Below are 19,268 nucleotides of genomic sequence, written 5' to 3'. Positions count from 1 at the left end.
CACCCGGAAGGAGCACCCAGGATCGCCGGTCATGAAGGTCTTGCACAAACGTGGACTCCTCGCGGTGGGCGCCGCCACCGCCCTCGCGGTCACCGGGATCATCGTCCTGCCCGCCGTCAACGCGTCCGCGGCCAGCGGCTGCCGCGTCGCGTACACGGTGAACCAGTGGCCGGGCGGATTCACCGGCAACATCACGATCACCAACCTCGGCGACGCCGTGAACGGCTGGACGCTCGGCTTCGCGTTCCCCGACGCGGGGCAGAAGGTCGGGCAGGGCTGGTCGGCGACGTTCAGCCAGAGCGGCACCGCGGTCACCGCCCGCAGCCTGGACTACAACGGCAGCCTGGCGACCGGCGCGTCGACGAGCATCGGCTTCAACGGTACGTGGACCGCCGCCAACCCGACGCCGGCGACGTTCACGCTCAACGGCGTGACCTGCACCGGCGGGGTCACGAACAGCCCGACGCCGTCGAAGTCGCCGTCGAGCAGCCCGTCGGCGAGCACCAGCCCGAGCCCGAGCACGCCGCCGCAGGGTGGTACGCCGCTGGCGGCCAACGGGCAGCTGCACGTCTGCGGCGTCAACCTCTGCAACCAGAACAACAAGGCGATCCAGCTGCGGGGCATGAGCAGCCACGGCATCCAGTGGTTCGCCTCCTGCATCACCAACGCCTCCGTGGCCGCCCTCGCCGACGACTGGAAGGCGGACCTGCTGCGGATCGCGATGTACGTGCAGGAGCAGGGCTACGAGACGAACCCGGCCGGGTTCACCAACCAGGTCAACCAGTACGTCGACCTGGCCGAGTCCAAGGGCATGTACGCGATCATCGACTTCCACACGCTGACGCCGGGTGACCCGAACTACAACCTGGACCGGGCCAAGACGTTCTTCGCCTCGGTGGCGCAGCGCAACGCGAACAAGAAGAACGTCATCTACGAGATCGCCAACGAGCCCAACAACGTGTCGTGGCAGGGGATCAAGTCCTACGCGGAGCAGGTCATCCCGGTCATCCGGGCGGCCGACCCCGACGCGGTCGTGATCGTCGGCACCCGCGGCTGGTCGTCGCTCGGCGTGTCCGACGGCACCGACGAGAACGAGATCGTCGCCAACCCGGTGAACGCGCAGAACATCATGTACACGTTCCACTTCTACGCCGCGTCGCACCTGGACAACTACCGCAACGTGGTGTCGCGGGCGGCCGGCCGGCTGCCGCTCTTCGTGACCGAGTTCGGCACGGTCACCTACACCGGCGGCGGCAATGTCGACCTCAACAGCAGCGCCGCGTGGCTGGACCTGCTCGACTCGAAGAAGATCAGCTACGCGAACTGGACGTACTCGGACGCGAACGAGAGCAGCGCCGCGTTCAAGCCGGGCACCTGCTCGGCGGGCAGTTGGACGAACCCGAACCAGCTGACCACCTCCGGCGCCTTCATGCGCGGCCGGATCCGCACCGCCGACAACTTCTGATCCACCCGCGAAACAGGGGGCGGGACGCGCACGCGTCCCGCCCCCGAAGCACGTCAGACCAGCAGGGTCGCGTCCCGCCCCCGACGCACGTCAGACCAGCAGGGCGAAGTCCCGCTTCACCACGCGGCCGTCCACCAGCACCGTGCGCACGTCCGACGCGGTCACGCACGACACGACCGCGCCCGCCCGGTCGCCCCGCAGGTGGCCGAGGCCGTCCAGGAGCAGCAGGTCGGCGCGTCCGCCCGCTTCGACGGTACCGACGACGCCGGCGAGACCCACGGCCCTGGCGCCGTCGAGTGTCGCCGCGAGCAGCAGGTCCCCGGCCGGCGGCACCGACGTGGAACCCGTCGCCAGCCGGGCCGTGCGCAGCGTGTCGCGCAGCGGCTCGAACAGGTCCGGCGGGTTGTTGATCACGACGTCGACCCCGAACGCGGGTCGTGCGCCAGCCTCCGCCAGCCGCCCGTACGCGGACCCGCCGTGCCCCATCACCGCCTCGACCGTCGGCGTCACCACCACGGCCGTGCCCGACTCGGCGAGCAGCTTCGCGTCGTCGGCGGTGACCGCGTTGAGGTGCACGAGCTGCAGGTGCGGGCCGAGCAGCCCCTCGTCGCGCAGCCGCCGCACGCACGGGCCGGCGACGTGCGCCGCGACCATCACGCCGAGGTCCCGGCCCCGCCTGATCTCGGCGACGGCGGTGTCCCAGTCGCCGTACTCGGGGCCGAGGATCGACAGCGCGCCCGTCACCCGGCCGGTGGCGCGGCCGGTGGCGCGGCCGAGCGAGGCGGGGTCGCAGAACCCGACCACGGCGCGGATGCCGGACGTCTCGAACGCCTCGACCACCGCGTCGGTGTGCTCGGGGGAGTGGGTCGCGTTGCTGTAGTCGAAGACGGTGGTGACGCCCGCGTTGAGCGCAGCGCGGGCGCCGAGGAGCGTCGCCCGGCCGGCGTCGGCGGGGGACATCGCGGCCAGGGCGGCGCCGAGCACCTCCACGAAGTACCGGGACATCGGCATGTCGGCGCCGGAGCCGCGCAGCGGCGCCTGCCACACGTGCCGGTGCGCGTCGACGAACCCCGCGGTCACGGTGAGCCCCGTCGCGTCGATGACGTCGCACGAGGGATCGGCGCGGGCGGCCAGGTCGGGGGCGACGGCCGTGATCACGCCGTCGGTACAGAGGACGTCGGTGCCCGGCAACTCCGGACCGTTGCCGGGCACGACGTGAGCGTTCTGAATGAGCACCTGACGATGCACGTACACCTCCGAGAAAAGCTTTTGTGAAAGCTATCTCGAAAGTCGTGTGCGACGCAAGGCGCGGGGTCAGGTGGCGGTGCAGGTCACCGCCGGCGCCGAGTTGGTGCCGTTCCAGGAGCCGTTGAACCCGAAGCTCGTGGACTGCCCGGCGCCCAGCTTGCCGTTGTAGCTCACGTTCGTGGCCGTCGAGACGGCCCCGCTGGACGTGATCGCCGCGTTCCAGAACGAGCTGATCGTCTGGCCGTTGGCCCAGGTCAGCCGGACCGTCCAGCCGTTGGTCCCGGCCGCGCCGGCGGTGACGGTGACGTTGGCGCCGAAGCCGCCGCTCCACTCACTGGTCTTGGCGTAGCTCGCCGAGCAGCCGCCGGGCGGCACCGAGACCGACGCCGACGGTGACGTCGACGGCGACCGCGAGGCCGACGGCGACGTGGAGGGCGACCGCGACGGCGACGCGCTGTTCGAGGGCCCGGGCCCGCCGGTGAAGATCACGTCGCTGCAGAAGTAGTACGACTGGTCCAGGTGGCTGGCCTGCCAGATCGTGTACATGACGTGCCGGCCGGTCCGGCTCCCGGCGTTGACCTGCGCCTGGTACTGCGGCGCAGGCGCGTACCGGCCGGTGCTGTTGACCAGCTCGAGGCTCGCCCACGTCAGCGGCTGCGTGGTCGGGTCGAAGCCCTGCTTGGTGATGTAGATGCGCAGGTAGTCGGCGCCGTGCTGGGCGGCGTCGGTGAGGGTCAGCGTGAAGTTGTTCGGCTTCGTCGCGGCGACCCACGCCCCGACGGTGTCCATGGAGGCGTACCGGCCGTTCTGCGTACGGCCGCCGCTGCACAGCTGACCGTCGGGGATGGCGGCCTGGTGGTTGCCGGCGACGCCCTCACGGTAGAGGCCGTTCCAGTTCCACATCGTGTCCGGGTTGGCCTGCCAGGCCTGGGCGCACATCGGGTCGGTCTGGGACATGTTCGGGTTCTGGAAGTCGCTGCCCCACCTGGCCCAGCAGCCGTAGTTTCGCGACGGCGGGTCGGTGACCGAGCCGTGCGCGGCGGCGGGACTCTGTGCGACGACGACCGCGGCCACGGCGGCGGCCAGAGCGGCGACCGCGCCGATGGCGAACGGTCTCATACGGGCTGAAAGTTGCACTGGGAACTCCGTCACGTCGATGCGAGTTGCATGCATGGCGACGCCTGCGGTGCAGCTCAGATGCTGTCCGCGGCGCTGTGCGGCTCCCACCCACATGATACCCGCGCCATGGATCACCGTGAATGGACAGGTCCCCGATCGCCTCATGTACGCCGGCGTGCTCGCTCTGGGTCGCGCACCTCTCCGTGCCGCGTCGCTCGTCGTTGCGCGTTCGCACAGACGTTGATCAATGCCCAGGTTTACGGCATTTGTTCAATAGACGTTGCGCGATCCACCCACATTTCGATCCCTGAATTGGGGGTGGATCGCGCAACGTCGATCTCGAAAAGGGGCATTTCAGGGCATTGACCAACGTCGGTGTGGGTTTGTGCGGTGCCAGACCGAGCGGCTGGTGCAACAGGGCGGGGACGCGTAGCAGGGAGAGACGCGGAGGCGCACGCAGAGCGAGGAGGCGCGGGTAGCGCAAGAAGATGGAGGTAGAACGAGGACGCGCAGGCAGAGCGAGGACGCGCAGGCAGAGCGAGGACGCGCAGGCAGAGCGAGGAGGCACGGGTAGAGCAAGAAGACGGAGGTAGAGCAAGACGGCGGCAGAGCGAGGAGGCATGGGCAGGGCGAGGAGGGCGCAGACAGGCGAAAACACGAAGAGAGGGCGGCCGGGATGCTGCGCGCGGACAATTCCGGGCACGTGCCGCGGGGGCTGTGCGGTGCGGAACGACGTGCAGCGGCGCGGGTGAGAATCCCCGCCGGGCCCCGCCGCGTCAGCGGTGGGGGGAATGACAGCTCAGCACTCGATGACGGTGACGGCCAGGCCGCCGCGGGCGGTTTCCTTGTACTTCACGGACATGTCGCGGCCGGTGTCGCGCATGGTGCGGATCGCCTTGTCGAGGGTGACCTTGTGGCTGCCGTCGCCGTTCAGGGCGAGGCGGGCGGCGTTGATGGCCTTCACGCTGGCGATGGCGTTGCGTTCGATGCAGGGGATCTGGACGAGGCCGCCCACCGGGTCGCAGGTGAGGCCCAGGTTGTGCTCCAGGCCGATCTCGGCCGCGTTCTCCACCTGGGCGGGGGTGCCGCCGAGGACCTCGCACAGGCCGGCCGCGGCCATCGCGCACGCCGAGCCCACCTCGCCCTGGCAGCCCACCTCCGCGCCGGAGATGGAGGCGTTGCCCTTGATGAGGATGCCGATGGCGGCGGCGGTGAGGAGGAAGCGGGCGACGCCGTCGTCGGTGGCGCCGGGGACGAAGCGCGTGTAGTAGTGCAGGACGGCGGGGATGATGCCGGCGGCGCCGTTGGTCGGGGCGGTGACGATGCGGCCGCCGGAGGCGTTCTCCTCGTTGACGGCGAGGGCGTAGAGGTTCACCCAGTCGAGGACCTTCAGCGGGTCGGCGCCGTCGGCGGAGGCCTTCAGGTCGCGGTACAGTGCCGGCGCCCGCCGCGGCACGCGCAGCCCACCGGGCAGGACGCCGTCGCGGGAGCAGCCCCGGTCGACGCACGCCTGCATGACGGACCACAGGTGCAGTAGCCCGGCCCGGGTCTCGGCGTCGGGGCGCCAGGCGCGTTCGTTGGCGTACATGACGGCGCTCACCGGCAGGTCCAGCGAGGCGCACAGGGCCAGCAGCTCGCCGCCGGTCGCGAACGGGTGCGGCAGCCGCGTGGTGTCGGGCACGATGCCGGTGTCGCCGACCACGAAGCCGCCGCCGACGGAGAAGTACGTCCGTTCGAGCAGCGGCGCGCCGTCGGCGGAGAAGGCGGCGAACCGCATGCCGTTCGGGTGCTCGGGCAGCGACTTGCGCCGGTGCAGGACGACGTCGTCGTCGGCGGAGAACGCGACGGCACGGCCGGTGGCGAGGCGGAGCAGGCCGGTGCGGCGGATGTCGTCGACGCGTTCGTCGGCGGTGTCGGTGTCGACGGTCGCCGGGTCCTCCCCGAGCAGTCCGAGGACGACGGCCTTCGCGGAGCCGTGGCCGTGACCGGTGGCGCCGAGCGAACCGAACAGCTCCGCCCGCACCCGGGCGACCGGCAGCGACTCCAGCGCCGACGCGAAGCGGCGGGCGGCGCGCATCGGGCCGACGGTGTGCGACGACGACGGGCCGATGCCGACGGAGTACAGGTCGAACGCGCTCAGCGCCACCGGGCTCACCCGACCAGGGCGGCGTAGGCGGCGGCGTCGAGCAGCTCGGGGGCGGCGCCCGTGAGGCGGAGCGTGAAGAGCCAGCCGCGCCGGTACGGGTCGTCGTTGACCGCTCCCGGTTCGGTGGCGATGAGCGGGTTGACCGAGACGACGACGCCGTCGGCGGGCGCGACGAGGTCGCTGACGGACTTCGTCGACTCGATCTCCCCGCACGGCTCGCCGGCGGTGACCAGCGTGCCGACCTCGGGCAGCTGCACGTAGACGATGTCGCCGAGCGCGGACGCGGCGAACGCGGTGATGCCGACGACGCCGTCGGAGAACCACTCGTGGTCGCGCGTGTAGGACAGGTGCGACGGGATCGCGGACATGACACTCACCTCGGACGGCTGCGGCGGGATCGCGGACATGGCGCTCAGTGCTGCGAAGCGCGGTAGAAGGGCAGTTGCACGACGGTGGCGTCGACGCGCGTGCCGCGGACGTCGACGGCGAGCCGGGTGCCGGGCTCGGCGAGGGCGGGCGGCACGTACGCCATCGCGACGGGATGGCCGAGGGTCGGCGACAGCGCGCCGCTGGTGACGGCGCCGGCCACCGCACCGGTCGTCGGGTCGAGCACCTGGTAACCGGCCCGCGGCGCCCGCCGGGACCCGGTGACGAGCCCGGCCAGGACCTCGACCGGCGCCGAGTCGCGTTGGCGGCGCAGGGCGGCGGCGCCGACGAAGTCGCGTTTGGAGAAGTCGACGAGGCGGGCGAGGCCGGCCTGCAGCGGGGTCCGCCGGACGGACAGCTCGTGCCCGTACAGCGCCATCCCCGCCTCGAGGCGCAGCGTGTCGCGGCAGGCGAGCCCCGCCGGCGTCGGGCCGTGGTCGAGCAGCGCCCGCCACACGGCGACGGCGTCACCCGGGCGGCAGTAGACCTCGAAGCCGTCCTCGCCGGTGTACCCGGTCCGCGCCAGCAGCACGTCCCGCCCGGCGACCGAGAAGGGGCGGATCGCGTAGTACCGCAGCGGCCCCGGGTCGAGCATGGACGCGGCCGAAGGCCCCTGCACGGCGATCAGCGCCCAGTCGGCGGACGCGTCGCGGACGGTGACGTGGAAACCGTCGGCGTGCTCGCGGAGCATCGCGAAGACGACGGCGGTGTTGGCGGCGTTCGCGACCACCAGGTATCGCCGGTCCGCGAGGCGGTAGACGACGAGGTCGTCGAGGATCCCGCCGGTGTCGTGGCACAGCATCGTGTACCGGGCGCGCCCCACCTCGATCGCCGACAGCCTGCCGACGAGCGCGTAGTCGAGGAACCGGCCCGCGTCGGCGCCGGTGACCTCGAGCTGGCCCATGTGCGACAGGTCGAACAACCCGGCGGCGCGCCGCACCGCGTGGTGCTCGGCGAGGTCCCCCTGGTAGCGCAGCGGCATGCGCCAGCCGGCGAAGGAGGTGAAGGTGGCACCCAGATCGCGGTGCACGTCGAAGAGCGGTGTCACGGAGGCTCCCTGGGTCCGGATGCCGTCGCGGACGGCACCCCTGCTGGGTGACCTCCCCGCTCTGTCATCGGAGCCTGAGAGCTTCGCCGCCCCCGACGAGCGGGACGGTTTGCACCGTGGGCGCAGGACACGGATCGTCCTGACTTTCCAGAGTCGCCTGACCGCGGCGGTACCGATGCCTGAGAGATTCTGGGGAGAACGTTGCTCCTTCGGCGCCTCGGACTGACCGAGGGCTCTCCCGTCGCGGGTCGTGCAGCGCGATATGCGGTTGTGGTCAGGACCGTAAGTCCCGCCGCACCGCCCCGTCAAGCCCGGAAAAGTGTTATGACACGTGACCGGAGGACGTCCGCCAGAGGGTGAACGAACAGACGGGAACGACAGTGGCACAGTCCGACGAGGTCCTCGTGGCGGCGGCCCGCGACGGTGACCGGGCCGCCGTGGAGGCCCTCGCCGCGCGCTACCTGCCGCTGGTCTACTCCGTCGTCGGCCGCGGCGCCGACCGGGACCTCGACGTCGACGACATCGTCCAGGACGCGATGGTCCGGGTCGTGACGGGGGTTTCGACGGTACGGCAGGCCGGGCGTTTCCGGTCGTGGGTGGTGACGATCGCCCTGCGGCAGCTCGCCGACGCCCGCGCGGAGGCCCGCCTGGCCAGGCTGACCCGCGGCGAGGACCAGCCGGACAGCCTGCCCGACACCGCCGACCCGGCGGCGGACTTCGTCGGCCTCGCCGTCCTGCGGCAGGTCCTGGACGTCGAGCAGCGGGGGATCGCGGAGGCGGCCCGCTGGCTGGACCCGGCGCACCGCACGGTGCTGTCGCTGTGGTGGCTGGAGGCCGGCGGTCACCTGACCCGCGCCGAGGTCGCCGACGCCCTCGACCTGCCGGCCGCGCACGCCGGAGTGCGGGTGCAGCGGATGCGCGAGCAGCTCGACGTGGCCCGCTCGGTGGTCCGCGCCCTGGACGCGCCGCCCGGCTGCCCGGCGCTGCGCGAGGTGGTGGCCGGCTGGGCCGGCGAGCCGGACCCGTTGTGGCGCAAGCGGATCGCCCGGCACGTCCGCGACTGTCCACAGTGCACGGAGCGGTCCCGCCGGCTCCCGGCGGCGGAGGGTCTCCTCGCCTGCCTGCCGCTCCTGGTGCCCCCGCCGAAGGCGACCGCCGGCGGGTGGGCGCTCAAGGCCTTCGCGCTGGCCGGCGGGGCCGCGGCCCTGGCCCTCGCCATTGTCGTGGGTGTGACGGTGTGGCGGCAGCCGGACGAGCCGCGGCGGGAGGTGCCGGCCGCCCGTCCGCCCGCGACCGCCCAGGCGCCCGCGCCGTTCTCGCCCGCCGCCTCCCCGGCCACATCGGCCCCGTCCGTGCCGCCGTTCTTCGCCACCGTGCCCGCGGTGCCGAAGGTTGCCGAGTTCGCGCCCGCGGGTGCGGTACGGCAACGGAGCGGTCGCCGTACCGGGTGCTCTGCCCGTTGTCGCGCCCCGCCACCCGCTGCTGCTGCCGTACCGCACCCACCGCCACGGCCTCGCTCACCCCCGGCACCGCAGGCACGCCGCCGAAGGACGGCGGCGGCGCGTCCCCGGACACCCCGCGCGACGCCGTGGCGGCGCTGGACGGACTGTTCGACGGTGTGCCGCCCCCGGCGGCCCCGCCCCCGGCGGACGGAGCCATGCCGGTCTGACTCCGGCCTTGGCCGTGGCCCTGGTTCTGGCCCTGGGGTTCGCACCCCGACCCGGCAAGCAGCACAACGGCCGCAACCCCGGCCGCGGACAGGTGGCGCAGGTTCACTTCTTCCCCTTCGGTTCGACGGTCCGGATCCACAGACCCGCGCACCCCACGACCCGTAACACATTTCCTCCGGCCCCCTCAGGCCACTGCCACCCCTTGCCGCGTTCGGGTCGCCACAGCAGGCATTGCGCCCAATGCCTTCGACGCCTGGCCGTGCCCGGTGCACCCGCGGCAGACTGCGCCCGGTGTCTCCGGCGGCTGGCTGTGCCCGGTGGGCCCTTCGGCAGGCTGCGTCCACTGCTCCGGCGGCAGGCTGAGTCCCGTGCACCGGAGCGGCCGCGAACACGCCCGGCTCCTGCACGCCGCGGCCCATCGCGTCGCGCTCCGCTACGTCCTGCCTCGCCTCGTCGCAGCCCGCCTCGTCTTGCCGCGCCGCGTCCTGATGCGTCCCTGGCGCAATCTCGCTGCCCGGTCCGACATGCCCCTCACGCGCCACCCTCACATCGACGTCGATCAATGCCCAGATATGTCCACTTCTGAGATCGATCTCGCCGGCCATTCCGGCGTGACCCTTCGCGCATCACTCTTGCGCAGACGGTGGTCAATGCCCGAGCCGTCCGATTTCCGGGATCAACCTTGCCGGCCGGTCTGGCGCGACCCCTCGCGCCTCGCTCTCGCGCAGACGTTGGTCAATGCCCAGAGATGTCCGATTTCTGGGATCGACGCTGCGCGATCTACCCCTTCATTTGAAGATCATCTTGGGGGTGGATCGCGCAATGTCTATTGCGCAAAAGCCGCAAACGTGGGTATTGACCAACGTCTGTGGGGGTGCAGGGGGAGGTCGGACGGGTGGAGTGGGGTGCTGTGGGGAGTTGCGGGCGTCGGTGGGGGTGCCTGCGTTGGTGAGTGTGGCGCACAGGCTGGGGCGGTGGTGGAGCGGCTGCGGTGCGTGGGCGGTTGGGCCTGGGGCTGACGTCGGCGGCGCGTGGGCGGTTGGGCCTGGGATGCGGCTGACGTCGGGGTGTGTGAGCGGTTGGGCCTGGGATGTGGCTGAGGTTGGGGCGCGTGGGCGGTTGGGCCTGGGATGTGGCTGAGGTTGGGCGCGTGGGCGGTGGTGCGAGAGCTGTGGCTCGAGTAGCTGGCCTGCTCTGGGGAAGCGGTCAGGTCGGGGCAGAAGAAGCGGCACGGGCAGAAGAAGCGGCACGGGCAGGAGAAGCGGCGCGGGCAGGAGAAGCGGCGCGGGCCAGAGCGGCGCAGGCTGGAGTGGTGCGAGCGGGAGAAAGCGCGCGGGCTGGAGTGGCGCGGGCTGGAAGTGGTGCGGGCTGGACGGGTGGAGGTCTCCCCGTGTCCGGATGCGGTCTTGTCGGGGCGGGGTGCGGGGCGCCGGTTCCGGTGCACTGGGGTTTCTGACGGACCTGCGGTCGAGGGTTCTTCGCCGGGGTTGTCGGAGTTTTGTGCACCATGTGAAGCGTGGCCTCGGGGTGCCGGGGCGTGGGCGTACCCGGCCTGCTACCGGGTGTCGTTGCGAAAGTTTCCCGGCTGACGCTTGGCCGCCGGAGGGTGCCTGACCGCCACCGCCGGTGGTGCTGTGTGGCTGGGCTCCGGGCGGCGGTGGCGAATCTTCGGGAGGGCGAAACTTTCAGGCGGGGCGGCGGGCGATCGCGATCACGGACTGGCCGAAGGGCGGGGTGACGAAGCGCTCGGCGAAGCGGGTCATCGGGGCGACCGTCGAGTCGTAGAACTTGACCATCATGCCGGGGCCGGGCTTCTGGCGCAGGAGGCAGGTGGAGACGTAGTAGCCGATCAGGCCGAGCGAGTTGGCGTAGTGCAGCTTCTCGATCTCCAGGTCGGCGGCGAGCAGCACCTCACGCATGGTCTTCTTGGTGTACCGGCGGACGTGGCCGGTCGCGATGTCGGCGGGGCCCATCGCGAAGGGGAACGCCGGCACGACGATGATCACGTGGCCGCCGGGGCGGACCAGGGAGCGCATGGTGCGCAGGGCGCCGAGGTGGTCCTCGATGTGCTCCAGGACGTTGTACGACACGGCGGCGCTGTGCTCGGCGGTGATGTCGCTGGGCAGCATGAGCTCGCGGATCGACACCTCGCGGTTGGCCGAGAAGCGCTCCTTGAGCGCGAGCAGCCGGTCCGGGTCGGCCTCCGTGACGGTCATGCGCGGGGCGTGCTCCAGCCACTCCGCCGCATAGTCGCCCAGGCCGGCGCTGACCTCGATGGGGTCGTCGCCCAGGTACGGCGTCGCGAACGCGACGAACCACTTGCGGTGGTTCTTCGCCATCGCGAGGCCCTCGAGCACCTCGGACTGGATGAGCTGGTCACCGAGGATCTCCGAACTGCGATCCCGATCGCCTCCAGGCGGCACGGCGTTCTCCTCGGTAGCTCGGCGATCCAACGGTCTGATCATGTTATCCGGAATTGGCGTAGTTTATCGGCGTCGATGCCGGGAGGCCAGTGCGTGCGTCACGGGCCCCTGGACAGCTATGGTCTCACCCGTGAAAACCGGCGGAAAGAACGCGCTTGTCGTCGTGAGCTACGTGGTCTTCTCCGTCGTGCTCTTCCACCATCTGTGGGCGGCACCCCAGACCCGGATGCTGGCCGACAACAACCAGGACCAGGTCTTCTTCGAGTGGGTGCTCACGCACGCCGCGCGGCTGTTCACCCATGGTGACACCCCGTTCTTCACCGACCAGCTCAACGCGCCGCTGGGCGTGAACCTGATGGCCAACACGTCCATCCTGGGTCTCGCCCTGCCGCTCGCCCCGATCACGCTGCTGTTCGGGGCGCCGGTCACGTTCGCCGTCATCAGCACGATCGCGCCGGCCGGCACCGCCGTCGCCTGGTTCTTCATGCTGCTGCGCTGCGGCGTGGTCCGGTCCCGCGTGGCAGCCTACCTGGGAGCGCTCTTCTGCGGCTTCGGCCCCGCGATGATCTCGCAGACGACCGGTCACCCCAACATCGCCGGCCAGTTCATGATCCCGCTGATCCTGTGGGCCGTGTTCCGGATGCGCGAGCCGGGCGACACGGTCCGCAAGGGTCTCGTGCTGGCCGGGCTCGTCGTGTACCAGTGCTTCATCAACGAAGAGGTCCTGTTCCTCGCGGCGTTCGCGTTGCTGGTGTTCCTGCTGGTGTACCTGCGGCCCAGCCAGATGCTCCCGGCCGCGCGGGCGGCACTGCCGGCGCTCGGCGTCACCGCCCTCGCCGCGGGGCTGGTCATGGCGTACCCGCTCTGGCACCAGTTCACCGGCCCGCAGGCGTACCACGGGCTGCCCGACTTCGTGCACGGCTTCAGCGCCGACCTGTACGGGTTCTCGAACTTCAGCCGGCGCTCCATCCTCGGTGACATCCCGCGCATCGAGAAGCTCGGCGGCCCGACGGAGGAGAACACGTTCTTCGGCTGGCCGCTGCTGCTGCTCCTGCCCGCCGCCGCGGCCTCCCTCTGGCGGCACCGGGGCGCCCGGGCGCTGTTCGTCACCGCGGTCGTGTTCTCGCTGCTGTCGCTCGGCCCGGTCGTGCGGTACAAGGGCGAGGAGACCACCTGGCACGGCCCGTGGCGCTTCCTGGTCGACCTGCCGCTGTTCGACTCGGTGGTGCCGACCCGGGTCGCGCTCGTCGTGACCCCGCTCGTGGGCGTGCTGCTGGCGATCCTCGCCGACCGGTTCGTGGTGCCGCCGGTCACCCGGCCGGAGCCGGTCGAGGAGGCCGCGTTCGCCTCGGAGGCGCCGGCCACGGACGCCGTCGCGGACACCGCCGGCACGGACGACGGCAAGGCCAGAGACAAGGCCAGGGACACGTTCCAGGACGACGACGAGGAGCCGCTGCCGTACGCGGGCCGCTGGCTGTGGGCCGCCGCCCTCGCGATGGCGCTGCTGCCGCTCGTACCGACGCCGCAACCGACGAACGACCGGCCGGCGGCGCCCGTGTTCTTCAGCAGCGGCATCTGGCGCGAGCACGTGCCGGACCAGGCCACCGTCGTCGTCATCCCCGGCGGTTGGTGGGAGGGCCTCGACGCGATGCGCTGGGCCGTCGACTCGGACATCGACTTCAAGATCGCCGGTGGCTACTTCCTCGCCCCCGACCCGAACGACCCCGAGCGCAAGGCCATGTTCGGCCCGACGTACCCGCCGACGTGGAGCCTGCTGGGCCAGGTCGGCAACGACGGCGTCGTGCCCCAGCTCGGCCCCGAGTACGTCGCCCAGGCCCGCACCGACCTCGCGTACTGGAAGGCGGACCGCGTCATCCTCGCCGACAGCCACGGCAACAGCGACGCCGTCCGCCAGACCGCCGACCAGCTTTTCGGCCCCGGCGAGCACATCGCCGACGTGTGGGTCTGGAAGGTGCAGCACTAGGCGTCGAGCGCCTGGGTGCCGAGCGCCTGGGCGACGATCAGCTCCTCGATCCCGTAGAGGAACGTGGTCATGTCGTCGCGGGGCATGAGGGCGCTGTCGGCGGTCATGGCGAGCTCCAGTGCGCCGGGGGCGTCCTGGGCGTCCAGGGCGAACGACACGCCCCTGCGCGGCTCGTGCTCCACCGGCCAGGTGAGCGTGGTGCGGGTGAGGGCCTCGCGCAGCGGCGCCGGCGCGGGGGCGGCGAAGCCCAGCGCCGGCATCAGCCCCCGCTGGTCGTTGACGAAGCACGAATGGTCGCAGGGGCGGTCGACGGCGGCGACGTCACGGTCGAGGGCGAGCTTGTCGTAGTACGCGTGACGCTGCGCGGACATGGCGGCGCCGAACGTGCGGCGCACGAGGTCCGGGAACGCGACCCGGGTGCCGGTGAGGTGGAACAGCCCTTCCTGGGCGATCGTGGTGACCCCGTCCGCCATGCCCGGCAGGAACCGGTTGTTGACGACGACCTGGAAGACGGCCTCGTCGACGCCGGTGATCCGGGTGGCGGAGGCGGCGGCCGCGGCGAGGACCACCGAGGCGGGGGTGACGGACAGGTCCGCCGCGACCCGGTCCAGCGCCAGGCCGAGCGCGGGGGAGTTGAGCACCGCGTTCGGGAACGTGGCCGCCGGCGCGGCGCCGGCCCGGGCCGGGAACATGCTGGCCGGGCCGCTGCCGAGCTTCGACAGCCACGAGCGGCGGGCGGCGGCGTCGCGCCGGCGGCCCCGGTCGGAGGTCTGGAACGCCGCCTCCTCCAGGGGCTGCAGCAGGTCCCGTCGCGGCAGCGTCCCGTGTACGAGCGCCGCGAAGTCCGCGAGGAGGTTGCGCAGACCCCACCCGTCGGAGGCGGTGTGCGACAGGAAGAACACGACGTAGCGGACACCGCCGCCGGCGTGGACGACGCCGACCCGCAGCGGCCAGTCCCGGGTCGCGTCGAACGGGACGGCGAGCAGCTCGTCGCGCAGCGCGTACGCGGCCTCGGTGACCGTCTCCCCGGTGGCGAAACGGGTCACGAGCGGGATGCCGCCCGAGGCGTGCACGACCTGGTCGAGGCAGCCGTCGTCGGCCGAGCGCAGCCGCGTCCGCAGCGACTCGTGCAGCAGCACCAGCGTCCGCACCGCGGTCTCGACGCGGTCCGCGGGGACCGGCGACGGCATTGGCATGCCGCCGGAGACGTTGTACCGTGCGGCGTCGGTGCCGAGGTTGCGCACCACGTCCCAGATCGCCTGCTGCCCCCACGTCGCCGGCCCCGACCCGGCCCGCCCGCCGCTGAACGTGACCTCCGACCGCCGGTCCGCCTGGATCTCCACCACTGCCATGCCGCACTCCCACCGTGTAGCCCGCCGAAGACCCGAGTCTTGTGCACCACGGCGGCCGTGTCGACGGCGCCGGGAAGCTGTATATGCAGGGGTCCGTACGGTCCCCGGGCCGCTCACAGGCAGTACGTGCGGACCTTGACGACCTGCAGCCCCAGGGGGCCGGCGACGGTCCTGGCGTCCTGCTCGGTGGCGAAGTACACGACCGTGTAGCCGGTCGCCGGCAGGCCACCGAGCGCCGCCGCGGACCCCACGTCGCAGCCGGTCGGCACGACCGAGGCGCGGTACCCGAGCCGGCCGAGGTCGCCGGCCTTCTCGGTGACCGGGACGCCCTCGACGCCGGCGACCACCGCCCACGCCTCGCCCCCGTTCACCGGCTCCACGGCCCGCACCGTCGACGGCGGCGGGGCGCAGTTCGGCTTGTACGGGCACATCCGGCCGACGAGCTCCTGGGTCAGCAGCGCCTCCCACCTGTCGGCGCCGAGGCCGTCGAGCACGGCGATCGCGGTGCCGACCCGGACCACCACGAACCTGTACGGCTCCCCGGTGTGCTCACCGGCCCCGTCGCGCGGCAGCGCCACGGTGACGGTCAGCGCCTCGGCGCCCAGCGGCGGGCTCGCCACGGGCTGCAGCACCTCTGCGTCCCCGAAGCCGCTGCACTGCCGCAGCCGCGGGCGGAGGTCCCGCATGACGGCCTTGGCGGCGTCCTCGTCCGCGTACACGTACAGGGACTGGGTGGCCTGGACCCGCTGCGCCTCCTTCCCGAAGAACAGCGCGAGGGACCGGCGGGCGACGGGGGTGCCGAAGCACCCCGCGTTGTAGTCATGATTGTCGATCGCCTGCTCGGCGCCCGCGTCGCCCGTGTCGCCCACGCCGCCCGCCTCGCCCACCAGGAAGCCCGGCGGGACGCGTTCGGGGCGGTTTCCGGTCGGGGTCGGCGCCGCCGGTACCGACGCCGAAACCGCAGGCAGGATCGGCGCGGCCTGCCGGTCGGGGTCGTGCAGGACCGACCACCCGCCGGTGAGGACCGCGAGGACGGTCAGCCCGGCGACCACCACGCGCCCCGCGCGGCGGCGCCGCCCCAGGGTCGCGATCCGAGCCGCCGGCGGCGCGACCGCGGCCGCGTCGACGTGCTGCCGGAGCTTCGAGAACGCGTCGTCGACGCCGGTCATGGTTGCCTCACATCCTGCGGGTCGCCGGTCGGGTCGCCGGTCGGGTCGCCGGTCGGGTCGGCAACGGTCAGCATCGGGGCGAGGGCCTGCCGGCCGCGGGCCAGGCGCGCCTTCACGGTGTTCTCCGGCGCGCCCTCCATCCGGGCGATCTCCGCGACCGCGAACCCGCCGAGGTGGTACAGCACGAGGGCGCGGCGCTGCGGCTCGGGCAGCCGGCGCAGCGCGGCCACGAGGTCCAGCGTCGCCGGGTCCGGCCCGGGCACCGGCGCCGGCGGGCCGTGCCTGGTCCAGCCCGCGAGCGCGGTCCGGGCCCGCCGCCACCTGCTGATGACGAGGTTGTGCCCGACCCGGCCGATCCAGGCCCGCGGATCGTCGTACGCGCTGATCCGCCGCCACCGCGACCAGGCCCGCACGTACACCTCCTGCGCCACGTCCTGCGCCTCGCCGAGGTCGCCCGTGTACGCGACGAGCTGCGCGACGAGCCCCCGGTAGGTGTCCCGGTAGAACTCCGCGAACGTGTCGGCGTCTGCCATGCCCAGGAACACGCCGCCGGCGGGCGCCCGGTTGCATACGGAAAAGCATTCGTTCCAGTGATTTTCCGCATGCCACCGTACGGGCATGAACGACTTCGTGCGGCACCTCCAGCGGCACGACACGGCGCTGCGGGTCCCGCGCGCCGGAGCCGTGCTGTTCGACGACGAGGCGGTGCACGCCTCGGCGTACCTCGCCGACCCGCAGCGGTACGCGCTGACCGCCCTCACCCCGGGGATCCTCGCCCCGCAGCGGGCCCGTCTGCTGCTGCAGCTGCTCCTCGCCTCCCGGGCCGGGCTCGGCGACGCCGTCCGCGACACCCTCGCCCGGGTGACCCGCGTGCTGGCGCTCGGGCTGGCGCCCGCCGACGTGCTGACCGTGCTGCTCGCCGTCCGGCGCCGCCGGGCCAACCACAAGCACGTCACCCGGACCGCGCTCACCGTGCTGCTCGAGCACCCGCGGGCCGCCGAGATCGTGGCCGCGCGGCGGGCCGTCGTGCAGGACTGCTTCGAGCACGCCCTCGGCCGCGGCACCGCCCGTGCCGTGCTCGACGCGGTGCGCCGTGGCGCTGCGCCGCGGCACCGCCTGCTGCGGTCCGTGCCGTCCGCCGGCACCGTCGCGTCGCTGGTGCCGCTGGTGTACGAGCACCGCGCGGGCACGTCGCTTGTGCCGCTCCCGGCGGCGGGTGGCGGTCTCGACCTGCGCACGGAGCGGCCGGCGACCGTGACCGCCACCAACCGGGGCGACCTGGCGGCGACGCTCGTACACCTGCTGCGCGGCGGGCCGAGCGACGACCTGCGGCCGGCGGTCGAGCGCTACACCGACGCGGCCGTCGCCGGGCTGCCGCGCTACGAGGGCACGGTCGCGCTGGTGTTGGACGACTCGGCGTCGATGCGCGGGTACGGGGAGCGTGAGTGGGCCGTGGCGTCGCAGGTCGCCGCGCTGCGGCTGGTCCTGGAGCGGGTGTGCGCGCGGCTCGTCGTGGTGCCGGTCGGCGGTTCCTCGTCGGGGTCTTTTTCGGGCTTTTTGACGGGCGGGTTTGGTGGGGCTACCGATCTTGCCACCGGGGTGCTGGACGCGTTGTCCGGTGCGGAGGCGCCGGACATCGTCGTGGTCGCCTCCGACGGGTACGAGAACGTGTACCCGGGCGACCTGGCGTGGGTCACCGCGGCGCTGCCGGGTGCGGGCGTGCGTACGCCGGTCGTGTTCTGCCAGGCCACGTACGGCCCCGCCGACGACCTGACGCTGCGCCGGCCCGCGCCCGCACTGCCGCAGCTGCCGTTCTGGCACACCGATGACCTGGCGCCGCTCGTACTGTGGCTGCTGTCCCATGTGGACGGTGCCGCCGCGGACCGGTGGATCGTCGCGGAGCTGCGCCGCCGTCTGTCGGCCTTCGAGACTGTCGTGGAAGGGGCGTCGTCGTGAACCTGCCAGTCCCGGCCGGGGTGGACACCACCGGCTACCGGCTCGGCCCGCCGCAGCGGGCGGGCGCGCTGACCATGGTGCCGGTCTTCGGGCCATCCTACCCGGGCATCGCGCCGCCGCGCAGCGGGCTGAAGCTCAGCCGGGTCGTCACGTACGGCCAGGTCGAGCTGACCAACCCGTCGGCCTCCGGGGTGGCCATCGTGCCGCTGCACGTCGGCTACATCCAGGACGCGGCGCAGAACCACGCCCTGTGCCGGTCGGCGTTCATCGCGGCCGGTCAGACGCTGCGCTTCGACGACGCGTGCTGCGTGCAGGAGAGCCAGGGCGGTTACCTGTCCGAGCGCGACCAGTGGTTCTTCATCCTGCCGGTCGAGCTGCGCACGGCGGCGCTGGGGCTGCGGGGGACGAACCAGTACAGCAAGCTCTGGGGCGACATCGCGCGGTTCAACGGCCGGTACGGCCTGCCCGCCCGCGGCCACCTCGAGCAGGTGCTGACCCGCAAGCGTGCGGTGCTCACCCAGTACCAGAGCCGCCTGGAGCTGCTGGACGGCCAGCTCGGCGCCCTCTTCTTCGTCGGCGACACCCTCGCCGGCGTGGAGATCGCGCCGGACCCCGTCTACTTCGCGGAGGTCTGGATGGCGCTGGTCTGCTTCGCCTACGGCCCGGCCGCGTGGTTCGCCTCCACCCCTGCCGCTGCTGTTGTTTCTGACGCCGCTTGCGAGGCCGGCTCGCTGGACGACATCCGGGCCGCACTGCACCGCCGCCGCCAGTCCGTGGCGGACGAGGTGAGCGAGTGGCTGTCGCGCGCCGCATGGCAGCCGGACTCGGTCATCGAGGACGAGCGCTACCTCGACCTGCGACTGTCCACTGTGTCCGGCCCCGCAGCCACCGGCCAGGTCGTGACGGACGGCTCCCGTCTCGTGTACGCGTCACTGTTCGCCACGACCCTGTAATTCGGTTGGCGCCACGCCACGGATCCGGTTGAATCACAGGTGTTGCGGGACTGCGCCAGGCCTCGCCGACAGGCCCCCCGATTCCAAGTCGGGGCACAAGTCGCTTAGAGAGCGGCCTATTTATGTCGGCACGGCGCTGGCCACACGCACCGCACCGCCTCCCAGGCGCCACCCCCGGACCTCCAGGGGTGGCGCCTTCCGGCTTCCCCCACCTCTGCGACTTCTGCCGCCTTACGCAATTCCCCACCGACATTCATCGCACCCTGTAGCGCCCCGGTGACACTGCTTTGTAGTCGTGACCGCGAGGTG

At 72.4% G+C, this 19,268-nt stretch carries 14 protein-coding genes and 1 riboswitch; of the genes, 5 read left to right on the top strand and 9 right to left on the bottom strand.

Annotation, left to right across the window (positions count from 1 at the left end):
• Positions 1–31: 31 nt before the first annotated feature.
• On the top strand, positions 32–1,465 hold the full coding sequence (locus tag AB0J72_RS22380) for a cellulase family glycosylhydrolase (protein WP_363401584.1): 1,434 nt from the start codon (positions 32–34) through the stop codon (positions 1,463–1,465).
• A 90-nt stretch (positions 1,466–1,555) separates the two neighbouring features.
• Here the strand turns inward: AB0J72_RS22380 and AB0J72_RS22375 are convergent, their stop codons facing one another.
• The 5 genes from AB0J72_RS22375 to gcvT all read right to left on the bottom strand — a co-directional run bounded on the left by AB0J72_RS22375 (position 1,556) and on the right by gcvT (position 7,452).
• Positions 1,556–2,677 (bottom strand): amidohydrolase family protein, encoded by a 1,122-nt coding sequence (locus AB0J72_RS22375; protein WP_363401582.1) that lies wholly within the window; start codon positions 2,675–2,677, stop codon positions 1,556–1,558.
• Between the two features lie 102 nt (positions 2,678–2,779).
• Complete coding sequence (locus AB0J72_RS22370; RefSeq protein WP_363401580.1) at positions 2,780–3,832, bottom strand: lytic polysaccharide monooxygenase; 1,053 nt, start codon at positions 3,830–3,832, stop codon at positions 2,780–2,782.
• A gap of 799 nt (positions 3,833–4,631) precedes the next feature.
• Entirely contained in the window at positions 4,632–5,978 is a 1,347-nt protein-coding gene (locus AB0J72_RS22365) for an L-serine ammonia-lyase (protein ID WP_363401578.1), read from the bottom strand.
• A 5-nt stretch (positions 5,979–5,983) separates the two neighbouring features.
• Positions 5,984–6,346, bottom strand: coding sequence for a glycine cleavage system H protein (locus tag AB0J72_RS22360; RefSeq protein WP_363401576.1), 363 nt, complete (start codon positions 6,344–6,346; stop codon positions 5,984–5,986).
• Positions 6,347–6,390: 44 nt separating this feature from the next.
• Positions 6,391–7,452 carry a glycine cleavage system aminomethyltransferase GcvT gene (gene gcvT, locus AB0J72_RS22355; RefSeq protein WP_363401574.1) on the bottom strand — a complete coding sequence of 354 codons (1,062 nt, stop codon included), beginning with the start codon at positions 7,450–7,452 and terminating at the stop codon, positions 6,391–6,393.
• A 157-nt stretch (positions 7,453–7,609) separates the two neighbouring features.
• A riboswitch (glycine riboswitch) is annotated at positions 7,610–7,703 on the bottom strand.
• A gap of 129 nt (positions 7,704–7,832) precedes the next feature.
• On the opposite strand from gcvT, the gene AB0J72_RS22350 reads away from it, so the two are divergent.
• Complete coding sequence (locus AB0J72_RS22350; protein WP_363401572.1) at positions 7,833–9,287, top strand: sigma-70 family RNA polymerase sigma factor; 1,455 nt, start codon at positions 7,833–7,835, stop codon at positions 9,285–9,287.
• A gap of 1,520 nt (positions 9,288–10,807) precedes the next feature.
• On the opposite strand, the gene AB0J72_RS22345 is transcribed toward AB0J72_RS22350, so the two are convergent.
• Positions 10,808–11,461 (bottom strand): methyltransferase domain-containing protein, encoded by a 654-nt coding sequence (locus tag AB0J72_RS22345; RefSeq protein ID WP_354903451.1) that lies wholly within the window; start codon positions 11,459–11,461, stop codon positions 10,808–10,810.
• A 214-nt stretch (positions 11,462–11,675) separates the two neighbouring features.
• Here AB0J72_RS22345 and AB0J72_RS22340 point away from each other — a divergent pair, with 214 nt between their 5' ends.
• Entirely contained in the window at positions 11,676–13,529 is a 1,854-nt protein-coding gene (locus tag AB0J72_RS22340; protein WP_363401570.1) for a hypothetical protein, read from the top strand.
• Here the strand turns inward: AB0J72_RS22340 and AB0J72_RS22335 are convergent.
• From AB0J72_RS22335 to AB0J72_RS22325, 3 genes are all read right to left on the bottom strand, one after another.
• A complete protein-coding gene (locus tag AB0J72_RS22335) occupies positions 13,526–14,881 on the bottom strand; it encodes a condensation domain-containing protein (protein ID WP_363401568.1) in 1,356 nt (451 codons plus the stop codon). The genes AB0J72_RS22340 and AB0J72_RS22335 overlap by 4 nt on opposite strands.
• Before the next feature lie 113 nt (positions 14,882–14,994).
• Positions 14,995–16,050, bottom strand: coding sequence for a hypothetical protein (locus tag AB0J72_RS22330; protein ID WP_363401566.1), 1,056 nt, complete (start codon positions 16,048–16,050; stop codon positions 14,995–14,997).
• Entirely contained in the window at positions 16,047–16,583 is a 537-nt protein-coding gene (locus AB0J72_RS22325) for a sigma factor-like helix-turn-helix DNA-binding protein (RefSeq protein WP_363401564.1), read from the bottom strand. Before AB0J72_RS22325 ends, AB0J72_RS22330 begins: the two co-directional genes overlap by 4 nt.
• 85 nt (positions 16,584–16,668) lie before the next feature.
• Between AB0J72_RS22325 and AB0J72_RS22320 the strand changes: the two genes are divergently transcribed.
• A complete protein-coding gene (locus AB0J72_RS22320; RefSeq protein WP_363401562.1) occupies positions 16,669–18,006 on the top strand; it encodes a hypothetical protein in 1,338 nt (445 codons plus the stop codon).
• Positions 18,003–18,959 (top strand): DUF6569 family protein, encoded by a 957-nt coding sequence (locus tag AB0J72_RS22315; RefSeq protein ID WP_363401560.1) that lies wholly within the window; start codon positions 18,003–18,005, stop codon positions 18,957–18,959. The genes AB0J72_RS22320 and AB0J72_RS22315 overlap by 4 nt, the downstream gene beginning before the upstream one ends.
• Positions 18,960–19,268 lie beyond the last annotated feature (309 nt).

This window comes from Dactylosporangium sp. NPDC049742, assembly GCF_040674675.1.
GTDB classification, from domain to species: Bacteria; Actinomycetota; Actinomycetes; order Mycobacteriales; family Micromonosporaceae; genus Dactylosporangium; species Dactylosporangium maewongense.
The sequence above is the reverse complement of the archived record's forward strand: the minus strand, read 5'-3'. Positions and strand labels throughout refer to the sequence as shown.

Bases quoted from the DNA above. Each gene is read 5' to 3' on its own strand.
- AB0J72_RS22380 (WP_363401584.1), top strand. From the start codon at position 32: ATGAAGGTCTTGCACAAACGTGGACTCCTCGCGGTGGGCGCCGCCACC.
- AB0J72_RS22370 (WP_363401580.1), bottom strand. From the start codon at position 3,832: ATGAGACCGTTCGCCATCGGCGCGGTCGCCGCTCTGGCCGCCGCCGTG.
- AB0J72_RS22360 (WP_363401576.1), bottom strand. From the start codon at position 6,346: ATGTCCGCGATCCCGTCGCACCTGTCCTACACGCGCGACCACGAGTGG.
- AB0J72_RS22345 (WP_354903451.1), bottom strand. From the start codon at position 11,461: ATGGCGAAGAACCACCGCAAGTGGTTCGTCGCGTTCGCGACGCCGTAC.
- AB0J72_RS22335 (WP_363401568.1), bottom strand. From the start codon at position 14,881: ATGGCAGTGGTGGAGATCCAGGCGGACCGGCGGTCGGAGGTCACGTTC.
- AB0J72_RS22330 (WP_363401566.1), bottom strand. From the start codon at position 16,050: ATGACCGGCGTCGACGACGCGTTCTCGAAGCTCCGGCAGCACGTCGAC.
- AB0J72_RS22325 (WP_363401564.1), bottom strand. From the start codon at position 16,583: ATGGCAGACGCCGACACGTTCGCGGAGTTCTACCGGGACACCTACCGG.
- AB0J72_RS22320 (WP_363401562.1), top strand. From the start codon at position 16,669: ATGAACGACTTCGTGCGGCACCTCCAGCGGCACGACACGGCGCTGCGG.